Origin of the sequence: Bacillus sp. jun7 (genome assembly GCF_051034795.1) — a bacterium.
In the GTDB taxonomy this organism is placed as follows: Bacteria; Bacillota; Bacilli; order Bacillales; family Bacillaceae; genus Bacillus; species Bacillus velezensis.
Map to the genome: position 1 here is coordinate 3177515 of NZ_CP093219.1, position 22918 is coordinate 3200432.

Consider the following 22918-nt stretch of genomic DNA (forward strand, 5'->3'; position numbering starts at 1 on the left):
ATGAAAAAGGGAAGGAAACGGTATGGAAGAAAAACTGCAGCAGCAGCTGGACGGCCTGCTTGAGAAATACACGGAACTATTGCTTGGCGAAACAAACCCGGATGTAAAGGAAGAAGTCAGGCAGTGGATTTTGTATACACATATCGCAAAAAGCATGCCGCCGCTCGTCAAACATTGGAATCAATCCTACCCGGACGCCAAAGAGGGCATCAAAGCTGCGATACAGCACATTAAACAGCTCAATGAAGCTCACAGAAAAAAACAATAAAAAGCTTTCGGCATCAAAGAGAGGTGTCGGAAGCTTTTTTGCTGAAAAGGAATCAATAAAGGCGCCGTTCAATTCATAACGAAGAACTTTTATGTAACTAACACACCCGTTTGTTTACTTGCTGAACCAAGAAAAAAGGACCGCCGCAGCAATCCCTTACTCTTTCCTATATATCACATTTCCTTTCGGATACGTAATAACTCTTCAAATGCTTTTATATTTGTATCAAAATTGGGCACTGTTTGAGATTCCTCGGCACATTTGACTTGTGCTACAACCAAATCATTAAAAGGTGTTGAAATTCCAGTACCTTCTGCCATTTTGGGAATGACTCCATTAATATAATCAATTTCAGTTTTGCGTTTCTTCTCAAGATCCTGAAGCATACTTGCTCTTAAAAGCCTGGATGGTTCCATGGCTGCCCTAAATGTTTGAATACGTTCAGGAATCTCATTTTCACTTCTTAATTCCAAAGATTCTAAATCAAGGCCGCCCATTTTCGCAAATTTGACACCATTGGCGTGTCCAACCTTAATCGTCTCATCTGCGATATGAACTGCGCTGACAATGCCGATTTCATGGTCAAGAATGTCTCCGTATTCTCCGTTTAATGCTGCCGATAAACCACTGAACGCATTATTGATAAGTAATTTTGACCACTTCGTTCCAACTAAATTATCGGAAATATGTGTTCCGCCGATAAGGTCTAAAACCGATTTAATACGCTGGATTCTTTTTGTTGTTTCACCATTTAATTCTCCAATTTGAAAAGCGTACTCTTTAAATTGAGTATACTCAGTTGTAAGTCTGGATACGCCTGGTTCAATAAACGTAGCACCAAATTCAACAGAACCCGCAATAACACGTTCATCACCAACGATCGAAGCAACTTTCTGTTCAGGTATACCGTTTTGCAAGGAACATACTACACTATCATCCTTTAAAAAAGGCAGTAACTCTTTAAGAATGGAGTCATTATATAATTGTTTCGTCAGAAGTAATATTAAGTCATACTTGCCTGACTTGTTTTCAGGTGTAATGGCTTTCACCTTTGCCTGAAATGCCGTTGTACCAACTACTTTAGCACCTATTTGATTTAAAGTATCTACATGTTCTTTGTATGAATCAATCAATTCGACATCCATTCCGCCAGCAGACAGATATGCTCCAACTATGGTTCCTAAAGAACCTGCTCCTAAAATTGCAATTCTCATTGTAAACGTCTCCTTATTTTTCCTCTAAGTAGTTATAAACCGGCTGTGCTGCATTTAAGGTTAAATCCGTAATAATATGAGATGCTGAAACGACTTCTAATACAGGCAAATCTGCAAGAGGCGCCAGAGCATGTTCAAATAATTGAAGCCGCGCCGGTCCAGACCAGGCACCTTTAACTTCTATATTCGTTATTTGCGTCCGCACCAAATCGCAAACCCTTAAATCACCATTGTAATCAGTAGCAATCTTAACCATAAAATTAGGTCGGCAAATTTCCCTTTTCGCTTTTTCCTTGTCCATTTCGAAATGTTTATATCCCATAGTCGCAGCTGCCACACGAAGACTGCCATAATCTAATGTGCCAACGAGAGTATCAGAGTCTATATACAGCTTAGGGGCGCCCAATTTCTTTGGATATGCAGTAAGTTCCCGTCCGCTTGCAATAGCCGGGAAATTGTCTACATACATAGAGTGTACATAATCTCCTTCTTCACCATTAAAGCTGACAGGGATGACTTGTCCTGCCTCTGTATAGGCACCAAGTCCGGAAACATCGGGCATCCGCATCACTTCGAATTTCACTAAAGGTTCAGTAATTTCAAGAGGTTCCGGCACTGCCGCACGCAAAGCTTTTTCATCCGTTCGGTAAATAATATTTAAATATTCACGGTTAACAAATTTATAATTTGGGATAGGATAAGCAGGAGCCGTTAGCGGTGTATTTAAATTTTTTGCTATATCTTTCACATCAATTTTCATTGCATGACACCCTTTCCTTTTCTTTAACTATGCTATTATCTTACATCCGCATTTACATTTAATCTAATACATAATAAGGTATATATATATTTATTGAAATAAATAAGGGGGATGCAGACAGATGGAATTGCTGCAGCTAAAATACTTTCAGACAGTTGCCTATACTGAGCATATTTCTAAAGCAGCAGAACAATTAAAGATTGCCCAGCCTTCTTTAAGTCTCACTATAAAAAGACTTGAGAATGAACTGGGAACAGCTTTGTTTGAGAGAAAAGGCAGAAATATTAAGCTGAGTTCATCAGGGAAAATTCTTTTAAAACATGTAAACAGGATTTTTACTGAGATTGAAAATGCACAAACGGAAATTCAATTGGAGGAACATCAATGTCTGACACCATCAGAATATCTATTTCTAATCCGAGATTCCTTGCAGGACTGATGAGTGAATATATCAACCGCTCCCCTCAATCAAAAATTCTCCAAGCCATCGGAGTTAAAAGCGGGATCCTAACAAGTTTAAAAAAAGGGGACATTGATTTAGGAATAACAGGTCATCCGATTCAAGATGAAGAGATAGAAAGTTGTATGCTGGTAAATGAAGATATTGTTCTGGCTTTGCCCTCAAACCACCGATTTACGGGTAAAACCGAAATTTCTTTACGTCTTGTCGCCGATGAACCATTTATTACCCTTGCTAATAATGAAGAGTATAGCGGTTTTACAGCCTCGCTTTGTGAGAAAGCCGGTTTCACCCCAAATATTGCATTTGAGGCGGATTCTCATTTACTGGCCGAGATTATAAAGCTGGATCAGGGGGTGGCGTTGCTTCCTATTTCGGTTTGCAGAACATTGGGGCTGAATTTTATAAAAGTGACTGATCACTCTGCTTCATATCCAGTCGGCTTATCTTGGATGAAACATAAGCTGTTATCTTCTTCGGTAAGAAATTTTCGTGACTTTATTTTGTCGTACTATAAAGATAACGATGAAATGTTTAAGGTTTATTAAATAATTTTCACCCCCCCGATTTCCAATGAGGCGGAAGACTGGTCATTCGGAAACGGAGAGGCCCAGATGATATAAAAAAATCCCGCGGCATCCGCGGGATTTTTCTTTGTTAAACGGCTTTCGCCTTTTCTTCTTGTTTGCCTGTCTTTTTGTTTGTCAGCGTAATTGATTTAACAAACAGCGTGAGGATCAATCCGGCAGCGATAAAGGCCAGGCCTGTGAAAAACACGCTGTGAAGCGAATCCATCAGTGACGTTTTCAAAACCGGCACGATATGGGAAGAAAATGCGGCCGGAATCTGCTTAATCGATTCCTGACTGAACAAGGATTGAAGCAGCCCTTCAGGATTTTTGTCAATCATACCTTTAAACTGGGCGGCAAAGGCACTTGCCTGTTTCGGGAGTGAGTCTAAGTAAGGCACCAGTCTGTCGGTTAAAAGGCTTCCTGATCTGGCATTCATGACAGCGCCGAGCACCGTAATGCCGAACGTTCCCCCGATCATCCGGAAAAATTGGCTTGAAGAGGTCACAACGCCCAGCTCTTCTTTTGAAAACGTTTCTTGCAGAGCGAGTGTGAGAAGCGGCATGACGAGCCCCATTCCCAGACCGATCACGGCCATATAGCACGTAGCCGCGAGCTTGCTTGTATCCAGCTGTAAGGTCGTTAATAAGAAGAAGCCGACGGCCATAATCAGCATGCCGATCATAATTTGCGGTTTAATACCGATCTTATAAACCAGCTGGCCTCCGATAATACTTGTGATAATCATAGATACCATCATCGGCGTCATAATCGTGCCGGACGCGGTGGCGCTGACTCCGATAATTCCCTGCATAAAGAAAGGAACGAACGTAACGGCGCCGAACATGCCGATACTCATGAAAAAGCCGATCAGATTCAGTACGGTAAACGTTCTGTTTTTAAACAGGTACATCGGCAGAATCGGTTCTTTTGCTTTGATTTCAGCGAAAATGAATCCGACAATCCCGGCAAGCGCAAGCGCAAAGAGACCGAGTATCTGCCAAGAGCCCCATGCGTAATCCTTTCCTCCGAAGCTGAGCGCGAGAAGGAGGCTGACGATTCCGACGATCATTGTGAAAATGCCGGCGATGTCAAAGTTAATCGGCCCAGTCTGTTTTCTGCCCTGAAGTCCTCTTGCGATAAAGATCACGGCTAAGATTCCGACAGGCAGGTTGATATAGAAAACCCATTTCCAATTTAATGAGTCAACAATCCAGCCCCCGATTTGCGGGCCGATAACGGAAGCAAGCCCGTAAATCGCCCCGAAAAGCCCTTGGAATTTGGCACGCTGTTTCCCTGTGAACAAATCCCCGATGACGATCATGGCCATCGGCATCATGACACCGCCGCCGATTCCCTGAAGTCCGCGGAAAATAATCAGTTCCGTCATGTTGCTGGCCATTCCGCACAGTGCGGAAGCTCCCATAAAAATCAATAAACCTGACACATAGACGACGCGGCGCCCCAATAAATCTGCAAGTTTCCCCGCAATCGGAACGATCGTCGTCGAAGTTAAAAGATATGCCGTGGTCAGCCAGGTCATCATGCTTAATCCCCCGAGGTCACCCACGATTTTAGGAATCGCCGTTCCTACGATGGTGCCGTCAAGGGCTGAGAAAAACATGGCGATGATTAAGCCTGTTATTAATAATGTGCGTTTTGGATCTTTCTTTTCAATGCTCATGTTTCGGCAGCTCCTCTTTCTATTCGTTTTCTTTTTGATCAGCCGCGTATTTCTCGGCGGCTTCCGCTACTTTGCGGATGATGTTCACAGACTGAATCAGTTCATCGTCAGTCAGAACGGACAGGTTTCGCGCCAGTATCGCTTTCCGTCCTTCCACAACATCTTCGAATTTTGTTTCGCCTTTTTTGGTCAGGCTGATGTCGATGACGCGTCTGTCCTGCTGGTTATGTTTGCGGACGATAAGTCCTTTTTGTTCGAGGCGGTCGGCCATCAGCGTAACCGCGCTCGGCTTTACCTCCATGCGTTCCGCAATTTCGGAAACTTTGCAGCTCCCGTGTTTTTTCAGGCTGGCTAAAACAAATAATTGGGCAGGCGTCACCTCGTGTTTTGCCATGCTTTCCACCATTTCAGGCTGTATGTTTTGCAGCAGCGTCTGAAGAGATTTCTGGATGTCAGACACATATTGATCCGCGTTTTTCATAACTCCCCCTCATCTTGTTCCTCGAGAAAATAATTAACATTAGTTAAATATAAATAAGGATTAATGATAAGTCAATCTTTTTGTGCAAAAATAAAAAAAGGACTGATGCTTGGCGAAAACATCAAATCCTTTTTCATTTTACTGCTGGTAGGGAGACTGCTGCTGAATGGTCTGCCGGAACTTCTGATACGATTGCTGAAGCTTTTGGGTATCGGCGGCTTCAATGGAATACCAGCCATTTTGAAACATCACATCGTATAATCTTCTTTGCGCTTTTTGTGACTCATCGAAAATCGCCTGAATATCTTGATAAAGAGACTCGTGGCTGAACTCGTGCAGGGCTGTGCAATATGAAGCCGTGATGTATTTTTCCGTCGTCAGCAGCTCATTGACCAAGTCTCTGTCATTCATTTGCGCCGTATTGGGCACGGGCGTTTGCGGATTCGTGATTTTTTGATTTTGCTGTTCCATGTATTGTCCTCCTATTGCATGTAGCCTGTTGTTGTCTGTCCGCCTTGATCGGGGTTCAAGCGGCCCAATATGTGCTGATAATGCTTCTCATGCATCCGGCCGATCTGATCAAGCTCTTGTTTTAACGTCTGATTCTGGCAGTGTTCCGCCATAAAATGCGCTTTTTTCATGGCAAGCAGATTCCAGTTCAGCATGTCCTCAAGATACAAATGGTCTTTCGTTGAGATGACGGCAGGCGGCAAGTTTCCGTGCTGCTCTTGGTTGTTCATATAAACGCCTCCTTCAATTCTGTTCTTTTTAGCTTTCTCTGCGATCGGAAATTCATACACGAATAAAAGAAAAAGGAGGGAGTTCATCCTTGCTGCGGAGTATATGTTTATTTTTGTCGAAAAATAAAATGCTTACAAAATTCGCCCAGGCTTACGGAATCCGCTTCGGCGCGGGAAGATTCGTTGCAGGGGAAACACTCACGGAAGCTGTGAAAACGGTAAAGCGGCTGAACCAAAAAGGGCTGTCGGCTTCGATTGATTATCTAGGTGAATATGCGGGTTCAGAGAAGGATGCGAAAAGGACGGCGGAAGAATGTAAAAAAGCAATCAGGGCGATTGCCGAGAATCAACTGGATTGTGAGCTGTCGCTGAAATTAACATCCATCGGTCTGGATATTTCCGAGGAACTCGCGGAACAGCATGTCAGAGACATATTGACGGAGGCAAAAGAACGCGGCGTGCCTGTAACGATTGATATGGAGGACTATTCAAGATGCGGCCGTACGCTTGAGCTGTATAAGCGGTGCAAGCCGGATTTTCCGATGCTCGGCACCGTCATTCAGGCTTATTTGTACCGCGCAGCTGAAGACATCAGCGGTCTGATGCCATATAAGCCGCGGCTCAGGCTTGTAAAAGGCGCTTATAAAGAATCGGCGGCCGTTGCGTTCCCTGATAAAAAAGCAACCGATCTTCATTTTCAGCAGCTGATTAAGCTGCAGCTTTTGAGCGGCCATGAAACGGCGGTGGCAACACATGATGATGACATCATTTCTTATACGAAAACACTCATCAGCGAGCATCAGATTCCACGGGAGCAGTTTGAATTCCAAATGCTGTACGGCATCAGAACGGAGCGCCAGAAGGAGCTTGCCGAAGAAGGATACAGGATGAGGGTGTATGTCCCGTACGGCACCGATTGGTACGGGTACCTGATGAGAAGAATTGCCGAGCGCCCGGCAAATGCGGCGTTTGTGCTGAAAGGAATCTTCAAAAAATAACGGCTGCTCCAAAAAGCAGCCGCAGTATGTTATTCCATGTTGTCTTTTTTATATTGCTGATTTTGGCTCGTCCGTTTGCCGCCGCCGTATTTTTGCTTCGGTCCCGCATTTCCTTTCATGCTGGCCGCGCTCACTGCGGCAGAAGACGGATCTTTTCTCCCTCGCACCATTCCCTTCACCTCCGGGTTTAAGTTTCCCGCCCGCGCCATGGAACATGCGGAAGCCGAAAAATTTAAAAAAATTCCATATTTGCTATTGAAGTCATCCTGAAAATCTTTTAAGATGAAAGAAGAAAAGGGTTTCATTTTTTTTGCCGAAAAAATGAATGACTATTCATTCAAAGTTCAAGGGGGATGACTCATGCACAAGTTTATAAAGAAAGCAGCCGTTCTCGGATCAGGCGTCATGGGGTCCGGAATTGCCGCGCACTTGGCTAACATCGGAATTCCCGTCCTGCTGCTTGATATTGTGCCAAACGAGCTGACAAAGGATGAGATGAAAAAAGGGCTGACATTAGAAAGCCCGGAGGTCCGCAGCAGACTGAGCCGATCGGCCATGCAAAAGCTGCTGAAGCAAAAACCGGCGCCGCTGACTTCGGCTGCCAATCTCGACTATATAACGGCGGGGAATTTGGAAGATGACGCAGCTCAATTGAAGGATGCTGATTGGATTATTGAAGTCGTCGTCGAAAATCTTGACGTGAAAAAACAGATTTTCTCACTCGTTGATGAATACCGGAAACAGGGAAGCATCGTGTCGAGCAATACGTCCGGTATCTCCGTCACAAAAATGGCGGAAGGCCGATCTGCCGATTTTAAAGCTCATTTCTTAGGAACCCATTTCTTTAATCCGGCCCGCTACTTGAAGCTTCTGGAAATCATTCCGATTCAGGAAACAGATCCTGACGTGCTGGAGTTTATGACTTCATTTGCAGAAAACACGCTTGGGAAAGGTGTCGTCATCGCAAAAGACACGCCTAACTTTATCGCCAACCGCATCGGTACGTACGGCCTGCTGGTCACGGTAAGAGAAATGCTTTCTTCCGGCTGCCGCATCGGCGAGGTGGACACGGTGACCGGGCCTTTGATCGGCAGACCGAAAAGCGCGACCTTCAGAACCCTTGACGTTGTGGGGCTTGATACTTTCGCTCATGTGGCAAAAAATGTGTATGATAAAGCCGACGGCGCTGAAAAAGACATGTTTAAGCTTCCTGAATTTATGAATGACATGCTGAAAAACAATTGGCTGGGCAGCAAATCAGGCCAAGGATTTTACAAAAAAGAAGGTAAAACAATATATGAACTCGATCCGCTGACCATGACATACGGTGAGCGCTCGAAAATGAAGACGCCCGCTTTAGAAGCCGCCAAACAGGCAAAGGGTGCCAAAGGCAAAATGAAAGCGCTTGTATATTCCGATGACCGCGCCGGACGCCTGCTTTGGAATATCACATCGCAAACACTCTTATACTCAGCCCGGCTTTTAGGTGAGATCGCTGATGATATCAAAGCAATTGATGACGCCATGAAATGGGGCTTCGGATGGGAGCTCGGACCGTTTGAGATGTGGGATGCCATCGGCGTCAGAAAATCAGCGGAGCGGCTCGAAGAAGAAGGCGCAGCACTCCCCGGCTGGGTGAAAGAAATGCTTGATCAGGGCCATGAAACATTTTATATGAAGGAAAACGGAACTCAATTTTATTATTCAGACGGCCAATACAGGGCTGTGAAAGAAAATCCGAAACGGATCAGCCTGCAGACGTTAAAAGAAACAAAAGGCGTTATCACTAAAAACAGCGGCGCAAGTCTGATTGATCTCGGCGATGATGTCGCGCTGCTGGAATTTCATACGAAAAGCAACGCGATCGGCTTAGACAGTATTCAGATGATTGACAATGCGCTTGAGGAAACGGAGCGGAATTATAAAGGTCTTGTCATCGGTAACCAAGGCAGACATTTCTGCGCGGGAGCAAACCTTGCGATGATTTTAATGGAAGCCCAGGATGATAACTTCATGGAAGTCGATTTTGTCATCCGCCGTTTTCAGCAGACGATGCTGAACATCAAATACAGCGCTAAACCCGTTGTAGCGGCGCCATTCGGGATGACACTCGGCGGCGGCACGGAAGTCTGTCTCCCGGCGGCACGCGTTCAGGCGGCGAGCGAATCGTATATGGGTCTCGTTGAAACCGGCGTCGGCCTTATTCCGGGCGGCGGAGGAAACAAAGAGCTGTACATCAATTATTTGGACGGCGGAAGTGAACTGATGGACGCAGCGATTAAAACCTTTGAAACAATCGCGCTTGCCAAGGTGTCCGGTTCGGCACACGAAGCCCGTGACATGAAGATTTTGTCCGCGGCAGACCGTATCAGCATGAATCAGGATCACCTGCTGCACGATGCGAAACAGCTGGCTGCTTCCTTATATGACAGCGGATACCGTCCGCCTGCCCGCAAAAAAAGTGAAAGTCACCGGAGAAACCGGCTGTGCGGCATTACTGCTCGGAGCAGACCAAATGAGACGGTCGGGTTATTTATCCGATCACGATATGAAGATTGCGAAGAAGCTGGCCCATGTCATTGCCGGCGGAAGAGTCCCGTTCGGCACGGAGGTTTCAGAAGAATATTTACTCGAGATTGAAAGAGAAGCCTTTTTAAGCCTCGCTGGCGAGGCGAAATCTCAAGCGAGAATGCAGCATATGCTCGTCAAAGGCAAACCTTTACGGAACTAGGAGGGTGTTTATGAGAGAAGCAGTCATTGTGGCCGGTGCGAGAACCCCGGTCGGTAAAGCGAAAAAAAGGATCGCTTGCAGCCGTTCGTCCTGATGATTTAGGCGCGCTTTGTGTAAAAGAAACGCTGAAACGGGCAGGCGGCTATGAAGGAAATATCGATGACTTAATTATCGGATGTGCAACACCTGAAGCCGAACAAGGATTAAATATGGCGCGGAATATCGGTGCGCTGGCGGGGCTTCCTCATACGGTGCCGGCCATTACGGTGAACCGCTACTGCTCTTCCGGGCTCCAATCCATCGCTTACGGTGCTGAAAAAATTATGATCGGCGCGGGTGACACCGTAATCGCCGGCGGTGCGGAATCCATGTCGCAAGTTCCGATGATGGGGCATGTGACACGGCCGAATATCGCTTTGGCGGAGCATGCGCCTGAGTATTACATGAGCATGGGGCATACGGCGGAGCAGGTCGCCGAAACGTACGGCGTATCCAGAGAAGACCAGGATGCATTTGCAGTCCGCAGCCATCAGAATGCCGCGAAAGCCCTTAAAGAGGGGAAATTCAATGACGAAATCGTGCCGGTTGAAGTATCGCTGACAGAAGTCGGGGATGACCATAAGCCGCGGAAAAAACAATTTACCTTTTCTCAGGATGAAGGCGTGCGCCCCGGCACATCGGCTGACGTCTTGGCGAAGCTCCGCCCGGCTTTTTCTAAAACGGGAACCGTGACGGCCGGGAACTCTTCACAAACGAGTGACGGCGCGGCGGCTGTCATGCTGATGGATCGCGAAAAAGCTTCGTCGCTCGGATTGGCCCCGCTTGTCAAATTCCGTTCCTTTGCCGTAGGCGGCGTTCCCCCTGAGGTAATGGGGATCGGTCCGATTGAAGCCATTCCGCGGGCGCTCAAGCTTGCCGGACTCGAATTACAGGATATCGGGCTTTTTGAATTGAATGAGGCCTTTGCTTCACAGGCCATTCAAGTCATCAGATCGCTCGGGATTGATGAAGAAAAGGTGAACGTCAACGGAGGCGCCATCGCGCTCGGACATCCGCTCGGATGCACGGGGACGAAGCTGACCCTGTCACTCATTCATGAAATGAAACGGAGAAACGAGCAATTCGGCGTGGTGACGATGTGCATCGGAGGCGGCATGGGCGCTGCCGGCGTATTTGAGCTCATTTAAAACAAGGGGGAAACGAAGCATGAAACAGGAAACGGTCAACGTCAAAAAAGGCGGCAGCTTTCTGATTGAAGAGACGGGATATGATCAAATATTCACTCCGGAGGACTTTACAGACGAACATAAAATGATCGGCAAAACGACAGAAGACTATGTCGTAAACGATGTGCTTCCTTATATAGATGAAATTGAAAACCATCAGTTCGAGCATTCGGTCAGACTGCTGAAAAAAGCCGGAGATCTCGGCCTCCTCGGAGCAGACGTGCCTGAAGAGTACGGCGGAATCGGCCTGGATAAAATCAGTTCAGCCTTCATTACGGAAAAGTTTTCACGTGCCGGCAGCTTTTCGCTATCTTACGGCGCTCACGTCGGTATCGGTTCATTGCCGATTGTGTTCTTCGGAACGGAAGAACAGAAAAAAACCTATTTGCCGGACTTGGCTTCAGGACAAAGAATCGCGGCATACGCCTTAACTGAGCCCGGTTCAGGTTCAGATGCCCTCGGCGCGAAAACGACGGCTGTTTTGAATGAAGCGGGCACACACTATATTCTTAACGGGGAAAAGCAATGGATTACAAACTCCGCCTTTGCAGATGTCTTTGTCGTCTACGCTAAAGTGGACGGAGATAAATTTTCCGCATTTATCGTAGAAAAGAACTATCCGGGCGTATCAACGGGACCGGAAGAGAAAAAAATGGGGATTAAGGGTTCATCGACAAGAACGCTGATTTTAGATCAGGCGGAAGTCCCGAAAGAAAATCTTCTCGGCGAAATCGGAAAAGGCCATGTCATCGCCTTTAATATTCTGAATATCGGGCGCTACAAGCTTGCCGTCGGCACAATCGGCGCTTCAAAACGGGTGATTGAGCTGTCTGCCGCTTATGCAAACCAGCGCCGGCAATTTAAAACGCCGATCTCAAGCTTCACGCTCACTCAGGAAAAGCTTGCGACGATGTCAGCCCGGCTTTACGCCATGGAGAGCTCTGTATACAGAACAGTAGGCTTATTCGAAGATAATATGAGCAGACTGACGGAAGAGGAGCAAAAAGACGGACGCGAAGTCGCGAAGTCCATCGCCGAGTACGCGATTGAATGCTCGCTCAACAAAATGTGCGGTTCTGAAACGCTTGATTACATTGCCGACGAAGGCGTTCAAATTCACGGCGGTTACGGATTTATGCAGGAATATGAAGTGGAGCGCGCCTATCGCGACTCAAGAATCAACAGGATTTTTGAAGGCACAAATGAAATCAACCGCCTGATCGTAACGAGCACGTTTCTGAAAAAAGCCGTAAAAGGTCAGCTGCCGCTCTTTGAAAAAGCAAAAGCGCTCCAAGAAGAACTCATGATGCTGATGCCTGAAGAGCCGGGCTCAGAACCTCTTGAACAGGAAAAATACATTGTCAGACAGGCGAAAAAGATCGCCCTCTTGACAGCGGGTCTCGCGGCGCAGAAATACGGCAAAGAGATCGAAGGCGAGCAGGAAATCATGGTGAACATTGCCGATATTGTCAGCGCGCTGTACGCTTTGGAATCCGCCGTCCTCAGAACGGAAAAAGCAATTGCGGCGGACGGTGCCGAAAAAGCCGCGCAGAAGCTGTTATATACGGAAATCTTTGCCCAGGAAGCCCTTCAGAACATTGAAGCGCACGCCAAAGAATCACTGATCGCCATGGAGGAAGGAGATTCCCTCCGCATGATGCTTTCCGTGCTGCGCAAACTGACGCGCCTGACGCCGAAAAACCTCATTCAGAAAAAACGTGAAGCGGCAGCAGCCGTCTTCCGTGAAGAAAAATATACGGTCTGATCACATGCTGAAAGCGCTCCTTCATCAGGGGCGCTTTTTCATGAAGCAACGTTATAGGTTTTTACAAGTGATTGTGTTAAAATAACGACGATCATTTACAAGGGGTGAAGAAGATGTCGTTAAATTTTTACTGGTACCCTAAATGCGGAACGTGCCGTAATGCGAAAAAATGGCTGGAAGACCGCGGTAAGGAAATAAACGAAATACATATCGCGGAGGAAACTCCGTCGAAAGAAGAAATTAAAGAACTCTATGAAAAGAGCGGTCTTGAGCTGAAAAAGTTTTTCAACACGAGCGGAATGAAATACCGCGAGCTGAACTTAAAGGAAAAACTGTATCATATGTCAGAGGATGAACAGCTTGAACTCCTTGCATCAGACGGTATGCTCCTGAAACGCCCGATTACGACAGACGGCGAAAAAGTCACTGTCGGCTTTAAAGAAGACCAATTCGAAAAATATTGGATGTAATGCCAGGTTCAAAGAATTATGGTATCTTCTTATTATAAGAAAAAAATGGAGGGATTTAGATGAGCACACCGAAAGATATGCGTTATTCCAAAGAGCACGAATGGGTCAAAGTTGAGGACGGAAAAGCCCGTATCGGGATTACACATTTCGCGCAAGCCGAACTTGGCGACATCGTATTTGTCGAGCTTCCGGAAGTCGGCGCCGAAATTAAAGCGGACGAGCCATTCGGCAGCGTGGAATCCGTCAAAACCGTATCCGAACTGTACGCACCGATTAACGGAACGGTGACGGAAGTGAACGAAGACCTTGATGACAGTCCGGAATTCGTAAACGAGTCTCCGTATGAAAAAGCGTGGATGATCGTCGTGGAACCGGCTGATGCTGAAGAAATCGAAAACCTCATGACTTCTGAGCAATATGACGAAATGACACAGGAAGACTGATCGGATAGCAAAGGGGCCATTTGGACACTCTATCTGTAACGGGAGGTGTCTAAAATGGCTTTTGATAAACAAAAGGTCGATGTGACGGAGAACGTCACGGGCCGCTTTCAAAACGGCCGGTTTTCCTTGTTTCATGAAAATGAAGCCATCGGCGAGATGACAGGCATGGACCAGTACGAGCTCAAACAGGGCTTTTCATTTGAAAATCAAAAATTTTATAAAACAGCCGATGTCATAAACGGCAGCGATCCGAAATATGTCGATTGCGATTATGAGAATGGCTGGTGTTAACAGTTGGCGGTGAATTTCACTGCCTTCTTTTTCAATCTGACGCTAAAACAATCGGCAGGTGACGCGCTTATGTACAACGGAGATGAAAAGGTCATTATCGTAGAAGGAAAATCTGATAAAATCAAAGTCAGGGAAGTGCTCATCGAACCCGCGGAAATCGTCTGTACAAACGGGACGATCGGCCAAACCGAACTGGAAGATTTGGCGGACCGCCTGTTTGACAGAGACGTCTATATTTTAACGGACGCAGATGACTCCGGAGAAAAACTAAGAAAACAGCTGAAACGGGAGCTTCCCGAAGCGTGCCATATTTATATAGACAGAACATACAGGCAAGTCGAGTCGTGCCCGGGCCATCATCTCGCATCTGTGCTGATCAGAGCCGGCTTTGATGCTGACACTGTATTTTTGAAAAAGAACGACCTGAGGTGGTAATCATGAAAGAACTCCAAGAAAATGAACTCGAATCGATTCAGGATGACGTTTATCTCCTGTATTTGTACACCCCGTTTTGCGGCACATGCCAGCTGGCGTCCAAAATGCTTACTGTCGTCGAAGAAATGCTGCCCGGCGCCGCCTTCTATAAAAACAACGTGAATTATTCCCCCGCATTCGCCAAAGCCTATCAGATTGAAAGCGTTCCGTGCTTTTTGCTGTTTAAAGGCGGAGAGCTTGTTGAGAAAGGATACGCCTTCCGCTCCGTTTCCTATTTATATGAGCTGATTAAACAAAAAACATCGCAAACGTTCCCGATGTGACAATATTTACAGGAAAATGTCGTGCGGTTTATAAAGGGTTCTGTCCGTTAAAAAGAGAAAGTGTATGTATGGCCATTAAAACGGGAGGTTATACGAGTGGAGAAAATAGAAGTTTCAGAGAATGACGGACAGCATCTGTTTTTGAAACCGCTATTAAACGCCTCAACGCTGCTGATTACATTCCAAGGAGAAACAGAAGCCTTAACGGTCTCAATTAACGGACAGGGAGAAATGAGAAAAACGTCGGCTTCAAAGGAAAAATCTAATTTGACCTTTTACGGAAACCAGACGGAAATCATCCATCTCCTGCATGGTGATGTCTCTTTGCAAAAGCTTATCCAAAGCGGAAAACTCAAAGTGAAAGGATCATTCAGAGCCCTGCTGAAGCTGGAGGCCATCCTCTGGCTGACAAACGGATTTTTTCAGGCGATCAGTAAACGGCCGTAACTGCCAATCTACTATGTGACAATAGCTTCCAATATTTATTTTATTGACTTTTTATCATTCGCCGTGCTATTCTACAGTAAGAATTTCCGGACGAAAATACGATATGTTTTCTCTTATCAAGAGAGGTGGAGGGAAGTGCCCTATGAAGCCCGGCAACCATCAACAATGTTGAAATGGTGCCAATTCACTCGAAGCGGTCTGCTTTGAAAGATGAGAGAAAGGCCTTTTTCAATAAGCCTTTCTGCTCATTTTTGCAGAAAGGCTTTTCTTTTGCGGAGAAACCCGGAAGATTTCTTAGAATAGTGTAAGGCGGGTGATTGCTTTGATCCATCTTCAAAATGTTTCAAAAATTTACAAAGCGAAGCATGGGGATGTCAATGCTGTCCAAGATGTCACTCTTGATATCAAAAAGGGCGAAATATTTGGAATTATAGGATATAGCGGAGCTGGTAAAAGTTCCTTAATCCGTCTCCTGAACGGCCTTGAAAAGCCGACGTCGGGAACCGTGGAAGTCGCGGGGACGGAATTAAATAAAGTAAGCAGCCGCGGGCTGAGAAAAGCGCGCCAGGAAATCAGCATGATCTTCCAGCATTTTAACCTTTTGTGGTCGCGCACCGTCCGGGAGAATATTATGTTCCCGCTGGAAATCGCCGGCGTGAAAAAAAGCGAACGGGTCCGCCGCGCTGATGAATTGATTAAACTGGTCGGATTAGAGGGGAAAGAAAAATCTTATCCGTCGCAGCTGAGCGGCGGTCAAAAGCAGCGTGTCGGCATCGCCCGGGCGCTCGCCAATAATCCGAAAGTCCTTCTGTGCGATGAAGCGACATCAGCGCTCGATCCGCAGACGACCGATTCAATTTTGGATCTTTTATCCGATATAAATGACAGACTCGGTCTGACGATCGTGCTCATTACCCATGAAATGCACGTCATCCGAAAAATCTGCAACAGAGTCGCCGTCATGGAAAACGGGAAAGTCGTTGAAGAAGGCGAAGTACTTCAAGTTTTCAGAAACCCGCGCGAACCGATGACCAAGCGTTTCGTTCAGCAGGTGACAGAACCGGAAGAGACGAAAGAAACCATCCAGCATTTTCTGCAGGAAACAGCGACAGGGAAAACGATTCAGCTTTCATTTGTCGGGCAGGCCGCCGAGCAGCCCCTCATTACGGAAATGATCCGAAACTTTGATGTGGACGTCAATATTCTGCAGGGGAAAATTTCACAGACGAAGGACGGAGCTTACGGTTCATTATTCATTCATATTGACGGTCAGGAAAAAGAAGTAGAAAACGTGATCCGGTTCATCAAAGACAAACAGGTAGAAGCAGAGGTGATCACAAATGTTTGAAAAATGGTTCCCGAACGTTGATATAACCGAGCTCTGGACGGCCACATACGAGACCCTTTATATGACGGTCATCGCTTTAGTTTTTTCATTTATCATCGGAGCGATTCTCGGTCTTCTGCTCTTTTTAACGGGCAAGGGAAGCTTATGGGAAAATAAAATCATTAACACCGTGATTGCGGCGGTCGTTAATATTTTCAGGTCTATTCCGTTTCTTATTTTAATTATTCTGCTTCTCGGCTTTACTAAGATTTTGGTCGGATCGATTTTAGGACCGAATGCCGCATTGCCGGCGCTGATTATCGGCTCCGCGCCGTTTTACGCCCGTCTTGCGGAAATTGCGCTCCGGGAAGTCGATAAAGGAGTCATCGAAGCTGCCAGATCAATGGGAGCAAAGACATCGACGATTATTTTCAAAGTGCTGATTCCTGAATCAATGCCTGCGTTAATTTCAGGCATCACCGTTACGGCCATCGCCCTGATCGGATCTACCGCCATTGCCGGCGCTATCGGTTCAGGCGGACTCGGAAACCTTGCATATGTAGAAGGCTACCAGTCCAATAATACGGATGTAACGTTTGTAGCGACAGTATTTATACTCATCATCGTCTTTATCATTCAGATTATCGGTGATGTAATTACAAATATAATAGACAAAAGATAAGGGAGGATTTACATTGAAAAAGATTGTATTAAGTGCGCTGCTGCTTGTGTTCGCGGGAGTTTTAGCCGCCTGCGGATCAAACGGCTCGAATAAAAAGGAAATCGTCGTCGCCGCGACAAAAACACCGCATGCTGAAATCTTAAAAGAAGCGGAACCGCTCTTGAAGGAAAAAGGCTACACATTAAAAGTAAAAGTGCTGAACGATTACAAAATGTACAACAAAGCGTTAGCTGATAATGAAGTGGATGCGAACTACTTCCAGCACGTTCCTTACCTTGAACAGGAAATGAAAGAAAATAAAGATTACAAACTCGTGAATGCCGGAGCCGTTCACCTTGAGCCATTCGGAATTTACACGAAAAAATACAAATCACTGAAAGACCTGCCTAAAGGCGCGACCATCATCATGACTAACAATGTCGCTGAACAAGGCCGTATGCTGGCGATGCTTGAAAAAGCCGGACTGATCACACTTGATCCGAAGGTAAAAACGATTGAAGCGACGACGAAAAACATTACGAAAAACCCGAAAAACCTGACATTCAAAAAAATCGCCCCTGAATTAACGGCGAAAGCATATAATGAAGAAGAAGGCGATGCAGTCTTCATTAACGTCAACTATGCGATTCAAAACAAACTGAATCCGTTAAAAGATGCGATTCAAGTGGAATCAACGAAAAACAACCCGTACGCAAACATCATCGCCGTACGCAAAGGTGACGAAAAATCAGAGAAAATCAAAGCGCTTATGGAAGTGCTTCATTCTAAGAAAATCAAAGACTTTATTGAGAAAAAATACGACGGAGCCGTGCTTCCCGTATCTGAATAAAGCGAAAACCCCGGATGATCCATCCGGGGTTTTTTTCGGGTATTAATCGGAGAACTGTCCATAATAAAAAGGAAGGTTAACGATTGGAGGGAATGGCAGTGGCTCAATACCAGGATAACGGAAAAAGCGTGCATGACGCATTGAAACAATATAAAGAAGGTTTAGGCATATTCGAGCAAAAAATGCCGATGATGGGGAGGAAGTTTAATGAATTTACTGAGCAGTGTTTCTCAGCAGATTCATTAACTGAAAAAGAGAAACAATTAATCGCTCTGGGCATCAGCATCAGCGCTCAAGATGAATTTTGCATGATTTATCATACGAAGGGCTGCCTTGACCAAGGGGCCACAGAAGAAAACATCCTTGAGGTCATCAGCGTCGCGGCGGCATTCGGGGGCGGCGCGGCTCTCAGTCAGGGAGTGACCCTCGTGCAGCAGTGCATTCAGGAATTCGGACATACGACGCATTAGAATGAGCAATCGTGTGAATACCGTTTTTCAGATAAAGCGAGCGCCGGTTTCCGGCACATTCGAAAGGATTCAGGGGCACACACTCTTTGGCCGGAGCAGCGGATCATTGTTACAATAGAAACAAATATATGAAGGGATTGATTCATTATCTGCACCAGCCACGAGAGACTGGACCTTGACTATACGCCTGAAATGGAAAAAGCGATGCAGAAGTCACACGGCATCGGCTACGAGGAATACGGACGGCGTCTTTCAAAAAGGATGGAAGTCGAACGGCAGAGGGAGCTTGAATATCAAAAAAGCAAGTTCCTCGCAGCGCAGCTTAATGAGAAAATCGGTCAGTGAAAAAGGGTGGATTTCCGCCCTTTTTCTGTTTCAAACAGCTTTAATTACGCCTTGATCTTTGATAAACTTTAGGAATGTTCCGGGTAATATAAAAAGTTGTATTTACTTTTCATTTGTTATAAAATTAGAATGAGAATAAATTGAGAATAATGATTATATATTTTGGAGGTATAGATATGGTTGCTTCAACATTAACGATCAAGGATCTTCACGTTGAAATCGAAGGAAAAGAGATCTTAAAAGGTGTAAACCTTGAAATAAAAGGCGGCGAATTCCACGCTGTCATGGGGCCGAACGGTACCGGTAAATCCACGCTCTCAGCAGCGATTATGGGACACCCGAAATACGAAGTTACAAAAGGCAGCATCACGCTTGACGGCAAAGATGTACTGGAAATGGAAGTGGACGAGCGCGCTCAGGCGGGTCTTTTCCTTGCGATGCAGTATCCAAGCGAAATCAGCGGTGTGACAAATGCCGATTTCCTTCGCTCTGCGATTAACGCACGCCGTGAAGAAGGCGATGAAATTTCTCTTATGAAATTCATCCGCAAAATGGACGAAAACATGGAGTTCCTTGAAATGGACCCTGAAATGGCGCAGCGTTACCTGAACGAAGGTTTCTCAGGCGGGGAGAAAAAACGCAACGAAATCCTTCAGCTTATGATGATCGAGCCAAAAATCGCCATTCTTGACGAGATCGATTCAGGTCTTGATATCGATGCGCTTAAAGTCGTTTCTAAAGGAATTAACAAAATGCGCAGCGAAAACTTCGGCTGCTTAATGATCACTCACTACCAGCGCCTTCTGAACTACATCACGCCTGATGTCGTTCACGTTATGATGCAGGGACGCGTAGTGAAATCCGGCGGCGCGGAGCTTGCACAGCGCCTTGAAGCGGAAGGTTATGACTGGATTAAACAAGAACTAGGCATTGAAGACGAAACTGTAGGCCAAGAAGCGTAAGCGTTAGGGGGATAATCATGACATTGGAAACGAAACTATCCGTAGATCAGGAATATGTCAAAGGCTTTTCCGAAAAGCATCAAGAACCTGCCTGGCTGAAAAACCTGCGCTTACAGGCTCTTGAAAAAGCTGAAGATCTGCCGCTGCCTAAGCCTGATAAAACAAAAATCACAAATTGGAACTTTACAAAGTTCAACAAGCATACAGTAGAAAACGCGCCGCTTGCTTCTTTAGAAGATTTAGCTGATGAAGCAAAAGCGCTGATCGATATCGAAAACGAAGACAAAACGTTATATGTGCAGCGTGATCAAACGCCTGCTTTCCTTTCTCTTTCCAAAGAACTGAAAGACAAAGGCGTCATTTTCACGGACATCTTAACGGCTGCCCGTGAGCACAGCGACCTCGTTGAGAAATACTTCATGAAAGACGGCGTAAAGGTCGACGAACATAAACTGACTGCGCTTCATGCGGCATTAATGAACGGCGGGGCATTCCTTTATGTTCCTAAAAACGTTCAGGTGGAGACGCCTGTTCAGGCCGTTTACGTTCATGAAAGCAATGACACGGCATTGTTCAACCACGTGCTGATCGTCGCTGAAGACCACAGCTCCGTCACTTACGTTGAGAACTACATCAGCACGGTGAATCCGAAAGAAGCGGTATTCAACATTATCAGTGAAGTGGTCACAGGTGATAATGCCAGCGTGACGTACGGCGCCGTTGACAACCTGTCAGCAGGTGTCACAACATACGTCAACCGCCGCGGAGCCGCGCGCGGACGCGACAGCAAAATCGAGTGGGCGCTCGGACTGATGAACGACGGCGACACGATTTCTGAAAATACGACAAACCTCTACGGAGACGGCACATACGGCGATACGAAAACCGTAGTTGTCGGAAGAGGAGAACAGACGGAAAACTTTACGACGCAGATCATCCACTTCGGTAAGGCTTCTGAAGGCTATATCCTGAAGCACGGAGTCATGAAAGATGCCGCATCTTCCATCTTTAACGGAATCGGCAAAATCGAGCACGGCGCGTCTAAAGCAAACGCTGAACAGGAATCCCGCGTCCTGATGCTGAGTGAAAAAGCACGCGGAGATGCAAACCCGATTCTCTTAATTGATGAAGACGATGTAACTGCAGGACATGCGGCATCTGTCGGCCGTGTGGACCCGATCCAGCTTTACTACTTAATGAGCCGCGGAATTCCGAAAGAAGAAGCGGAGCGCTTAGTCATTTACGGATTCCTTGCTCCGGTGGTAAAAGAGCTTCCGATTGAAGGAGTTAAGAAACAGCTCGTCTCCGTCATCGAAAGGAAAGTAAAATAATGAATATCACCGATATTCGTGAACAGTTCCCGATCCTTCATCAGCAAGTGAACGGACATGACCTCGTGTACCTTGACAGCGCGGCGACTTCCCAGAAGCCGCGGGCTGTCATTGAAGCAGTGGATCAGTATTACAGCAAATACAATTCCAATGTCCACAGAGGCGTTCATACTCTTGGCACGAGAGCGACAGACGGCTATGAAGGTGCGCGTGAAAAAGTCCGTAAGTTTATCAATGCGAAGTCAATGGCTGAGGTCATTTTCACAAAAGGCACGACAACTTCACTGAATATGGTGGCGCTGAGCTATGCCCGCGCCAGCTTAAAACCCGGTGATGAGGTGGTCATCACCCAAATGGAGCATCATGCGAATATCATTCCGTGGCAGCAGGCAGTAAAAGCAACCGGCGCGACTTTAAAATATATCCCGATGCAGGAAGACGGCACGCTTTCACTGGACGACGTCCGGCAGACTGTCACAAGCCATACGAAGATCGTGGCAGTCGCTCATGTGTCAAATGTGCTCGGCACGATCAACCCGATTAAAGAGATCGCCAAAATCGCTCATGACAATGGCGCGGTCATCGTGGTGGACGGGGCGCAAAGCACACCGCACATGAAAATCGACGTTCAGGACTTGGATTGCGACTTCTTCGCGCTTTCTTCCCATAAAATGTGCGGCCCGACGGGAATCGGCGTGCTGTACGGCAAGAAAGAACTGCTTGAGAATATGGAGCCGGCCGAATTTGGCGGCGAAATGATCGACTTTGTAGGGCTTTATGAATCAACTTGGAAAGAGCTTCCGTGGAAATTTGAAGCAGGCACGCCGATTATCGCAGGCGCGATCGGATTGGGAGCCGCGATTGATTTTCTTGAAGAGATCGGACTCGACGAGATTTCCCGGCATGAGCATAAACTTGCAGCCTATGCGCTTGACCGTTTCGAGCAGCTAGACGGCGTGACGGTATACGGTCCGAAAGAGCGGGCGGGACTTGTGACATTTAATCTTGATGAGGTTCACCCTCATGATGTCGCGACTGTCCTCGATGCTGAGGGCATTGCGGTCAGAGCCGGCCATCATTGCGCCCAGCCGCTCATGAAATGGCTGGATGTATCTGCTACTGCGAGAGCGAGTTTTTATCTGTATAATACAGAGGAAGAGATCGATAAGCTCGCGGAAGCCCTCCAAAAGACAAAGGAGTACTTTACAAATGTCTTTTAATGCAAATTTAGATACATTATACAGACAAGTGATCATGGATCATTACAAAAATCCGCGCAACAAAGGGGTTTTGGATGACAGCATCGTCGTCGATATGAACAACCCGACTTGCGGCGACCGGATCAGACTGACAATGAAGCTTGACGGCGATACCGTTCAGGAAGCGAAGTTTGAAGGGGAAGGCTGTTCCATCTCCATGGCTTCAGCTTCCATGATGACGCAGGCGATTAAAGGAAAAGATATTGATACCGCCCTTTCCATGTCTAAGATTTTCTCAGACATGATGCAAGGGAAAGAGTATGACGACTCAATAGATCTCGGGGATATTGAAGCCCTTCAAGGCGTTTCGAAATTCCCGGCCCGGATTAAATGTGCCACCCTTTCATGGAAAGCACTTGAAAAAGGAGTCGCTGGCGAAAAAGGCGGCAATTAAAAGATTGGAGTGAA

General features: G+C 46.4%; 24 protein-coding genes, 4 pseudogenes and 1 riboswitch. Of the genes and pseudogenes, 21 read left to right on the top strand and 7 right to left on the bottom strand.

The window, feature by feature from the left end:
* Positions 1-268 (top strand): annotated as a pseudogene (locus MJQ52_RS15610) (YusU family protein).
* A 173-nt stretch (positions 269-441) separates the two neighbouring features.
* Here MJQ52_RS15610 and MJQ52_RS15615 read toward each other — a convergent pair.
* Positions 442-1482 (bottom strand): ketopantoate reductase family protein, encoded by a 1041-nt coding sequence (locus MJQ52_RS15615; protein ID WP_182069486.1) that lies wholly within the window; start codon positions 1480-1482, stop codon positions 442-444.
* A 13-nt stretch (positions 1483-1495) separates the two neighbouring features.
* Positions 1496-2242, bottom strand: coding sequence for an acetoacetate decarboxylase (locus tag MJQ52_RS15620; protein ID WP_003151825.1), 747 nt, complete (start codon positions 2240-2242; stop codon positions 1496-1498).
* Between the two features lie 121 nt (positions 2243-2363).
* Here MJQ52_RS15620 and MJQ52_RS15625 point away from each other — a divergent pair.
* Positions 2364-3250 (top strand): annotated as a pseudogene (locus MJQ52_RS15625) (LysR family transcriptional regulator).
* A 109-nt stretch (positions 3251-3359) separates the two neighbouring features.
* Here the strand turns inward: MJQ52_RS15625 and MJQ52_RS15630 are convergent.
* From MJQ52_RS15630 to MJQ52_RS15645, 4 genes are all read right to left on the bottom strand, one after another.
* Positions 3360-4955: an MDR family MFS transporter gene (locus MJQ52_RS15630; RefSeq protein WP_003151827.1), complete on the bottom strand. Its 1596-nt coding sequence runs from the start codon at positions 4953-4955 to the stop codon at positions 3360-3362.
* Between the two features lie 19 nt (positions 4956-4974).
* Positions 4975-5436, bottom strand: a complete 462-nt coding sequence (locus MJQ52_RS15635; protein ID WP_003151828.1) for a MarR family winged helix-turn-helix transcriptional regulator — start codon at positions 5434-5436, stop codon at positions 4975-4977.
* Positions 5437-5574: 138 nt separating this feature from the next.
* Positions 5575-5907, bottom strand: a complete 333-nt coding sequence (locus MJQ52_RS15640; RefSeq protein ID WP_003151830.1) for a spore coat protein — start codon at positions 5905-5907, stop codon at positions 5575-5577.
* An 11-nt stretch (positions 5908-5918) separates the two neighbouring features.
* On the bottom strand, positions 5919-6176 hold the full coding sequence (locus tag MJQ52_RS15645; protein ID WP_003151832.1) for a hypothetical protein: 258 nt from the start codon (positions 6174-6176) through the stop codon (positions 5919-5921).
* 89 nt (positions 6177-6265) lie between these two features.
* Between MJQ52_RS15645 and MJQ52_RS15650 the strand changes: the two genes are divergently transcribed.
* Complete coding sequence (locus tag MJQ52_RS15650) at positions 6266-7174, top strand: proline dehydrogenase family protein (RefSeq protein ID WP_077722805.1); 909 nt, start codon at positions 6266-6268, stop codon at positions 7172-7174.
* Between the two features lie 29 nt (positions 7175-7203).
* Here the strand turns inward: MJQ52_RS15650 and MJQ52_RS15655 are convergent, their stop codons facing one another.
* Positions 7204-7344 carry a YuzL family protein gene (locus MJQ52_RS15655; RefSeq protein WP_003151836.1) on the bottom strand — a complete coding sequence of 47 codons (141 nt, stop codon included), beginning with the start codon at positions 7342-7344 and terminating at the stop codon, positions 7204-7206.
* A gap of 190 nt (positions 7345-7534) precedes the next feature.
* Here MJQ52_RS15655 and MJQ52_RS15660 point away from each other — a divergent pair.
* The 18 genes and pseudogenes from MJQ52_RS15660 (at position 7535) to sufU (ending at position 22904) form a co-directional block, all read left to right on the top strand.
* Positions 7535-9905: pseudogene (locus tag MJQ52_RS15660) on the top strand (3-hydroxyacyl-CoA dehydrogenase NAD-binding domain-containing protein).
* 10 nt (positions 9906-9915) lie between these two features.
* Positions 9916-11092 (top strand): annotated as a pseudogene (locus MJQ52_RS15665) (acetyl-CoA C-acetyltransferase).
* A 19-nt stretch (positions 11093-11111) separates the two neighbouring features.
* Positions 11112-12896: an acyl-CoA dehydrogenase family protein gene (locus tag MJQ52_RS15670; protein ID WP_007613612.1), complete on the top strand. Its 1785-nt coding sequence runs from the start codon at positions 11112-11114 to the stop codon at positions 12894-12896.
* Positions 12897-13009: 113 nt separating this feature from the next.
* On the top strand, positions 13010-13366 hold the full coding sequence (locus tag MJQ52_RS15675) for an arsenate reductase family protein (protein ID WP_094247514.1): 357 nt from the start codon (positions 13010-13012) through the stop codon (positions 13364-13366).
* A 59-nt stretch (positions 13367-13425) separates the two neighbouring features.
* The gene (gcvH, locus tag MJQ52_RS15680; RefSeq protein ID WP_003151844.1) at positions 13426-13809 is read left to right on the top strand and encodes a glycine cleavage system protein GcvH; all 384 of its coding nucleotides are present in this window, start codon (positions 13426-13428) and stop codon (positions 13807-13809) included.
* 54 nt (positions 13810-13863) lie between these two features.
* The gene (locus MJQ52_RS15685; protein WP_003151845.1) at positions 13864-14100 is read left to right on the top strand and encodes a YusG family protein; all 237 of its coding nucleotides are present in this window, start codon (positions 13864-13866) and stop codon (positions 14098-14100) included.
* A gap of 69 nt (positions 14101-14169) precedes the next feature.
* Positions 14170-14535 (top strand): toprim domain-containing protein, encoded by a 366-nt coding sequence (locus MJQ52_RS15690; RefSeq protein ID WP_094247515.1) that lies wholly within the window; start codon positions 14170-14172, stop codon positions 14533-14535.
* 2 nt (positions 14536-14537) lie between these two features.
* The gene (locus tag MJQ52_RS15695; protein ID WP_003151847.1) at positions 14538-14858 is read left to right on the top strand and encodes a thioredoxin family protein; all 321 of its coding nucleotides are present in this window, start codon (positions 14538-14540) and stop codon (positions 14856-14858) included.
* 96 nt (positions 14859-14954) lie between these two features.
* Positions 14955-15305, top strand: a complete 351-nt coding sequence (locus MJQ52_RS15700) for an SCP2 sterol-binding domain-containing protein (RefSeq protein WP_003151848.1) — start codon at positions 14955-14957, stop codon at positions 15303-15305.
* Between the two features lie 110 nt (positions 15306-15415).
* Positions 15416-15522, top strand: a riboswitch (SAM riboswitch).
* Positions 15523-15627: 105 nt separating this feature from the next.
* Positions 15628-16653: a methionine ABC transporter ATP-binding protein MetN gene (gene metN, locus MJQ52_RS15705; RefSeq protein ID WP_003151850.1), complete on the top strand. Its 1026-nt coding sequence runs from the start codon at positions 15628-15630 to the stop codon at positions 16651-16653.
* A complete protein-coding gene (locus MJQ52_RS15710) occupies positions 16646-17314 on the top strand; it encodes a methionine ABC transporter permease (protein ID WP_003151851.1) in 669 nt (222 codons plus the stop codon). Before metN ends, MJQ52_RS15710 begins: the two co-directional genes overlap by 8 nt.
* Positions 17315-17327: 13 nt before the next feature.
* The gene (gene metQ / locus MJQ52_RS15715) at positions 17328-18143 is read left to right on the top strand and encodes a methionine ABC transporter substrate-binding lipoprotein MetQ (RefSeq protein ID WP_012118382.1); all 816 of its coding nucleotides are present in this window, start codon (positions 17328-17330) and stop codon (positions 18141-18143) included.
* Between the two features lie 92 nt (positions 18144-18235).
* Entirely contained in the window at positions 18236-18613 is a 378-nt protein-coding gene (locus MJQ52_RS15720; RefSeq protein WP_031306536.1) for a carboxymuconolactone decarboxylase family protein, read from the top strand.
* Between the two features lie 192 nt (positions 18614-18805).
* Positions 18806-18958: a hypothetical protein gene (locus MJQ52_RS15725; RefSeq protein WP_003151857.1), complete on the top strand. Its 153-nt coding sequence runs from the start codon at positions 18806-18808 to the stop codon at positions 18956-18958.
* A 176-nt stretch (positions 18959-19134) separates the two neighbouring features.
* Positions 19135-19920: a Fe-S cluster assembly ATPase SufC gene (gene sufC / locus MJQ52_RS15730; protein ID WP_025853878.1), complete on the top strand. Its 786-nt coding sequence runs from the start codon at positions 19135-19137 to the stop codon at positions 19918-19920.
* Positions 19921-19937: 17 nt separating this feature from the next.
* Positions 19938-21251, top strand: a complete 1314-nt coding sequence (sufD, locus tag MJQ52_RS15735; protein ID WP_003151874.1) for a Fe-S cluster assembly protein SufD — start codon at positions 19938-19940, stop codon at positions 21249-21251.
* The gene (gene sufS, locus MJQ52_RS15740) at positions 21251-22471 is read left to right on the top strand and encodes a cysteine desulfurase SufS (protein WP_007410089.1); all 1221 of its coding nucleotides are present in this window, start codon (positions 21251-21253) and stop codon (positions 22469-22471) included. Before sufD ends, sufS begins: the two co-directional genes overlap by 1 nt.
* A complete protein-coding gene (gene sufU / locus MJQ52_RS15745; RefSeq protein ID WP_003151877.1) occupies positions 22461-22904 on the top strand; it encodes a Fe-S cluster assembly sulfur transfer protein SufU in 444 nt (147 codons plus the stop codon). The genes sufS and sufU overlap by 11 nt, the downstream gene beginning before the upstream one ends.
* Positions 22905-22918 lie beyond the last annotated feature (14 nt).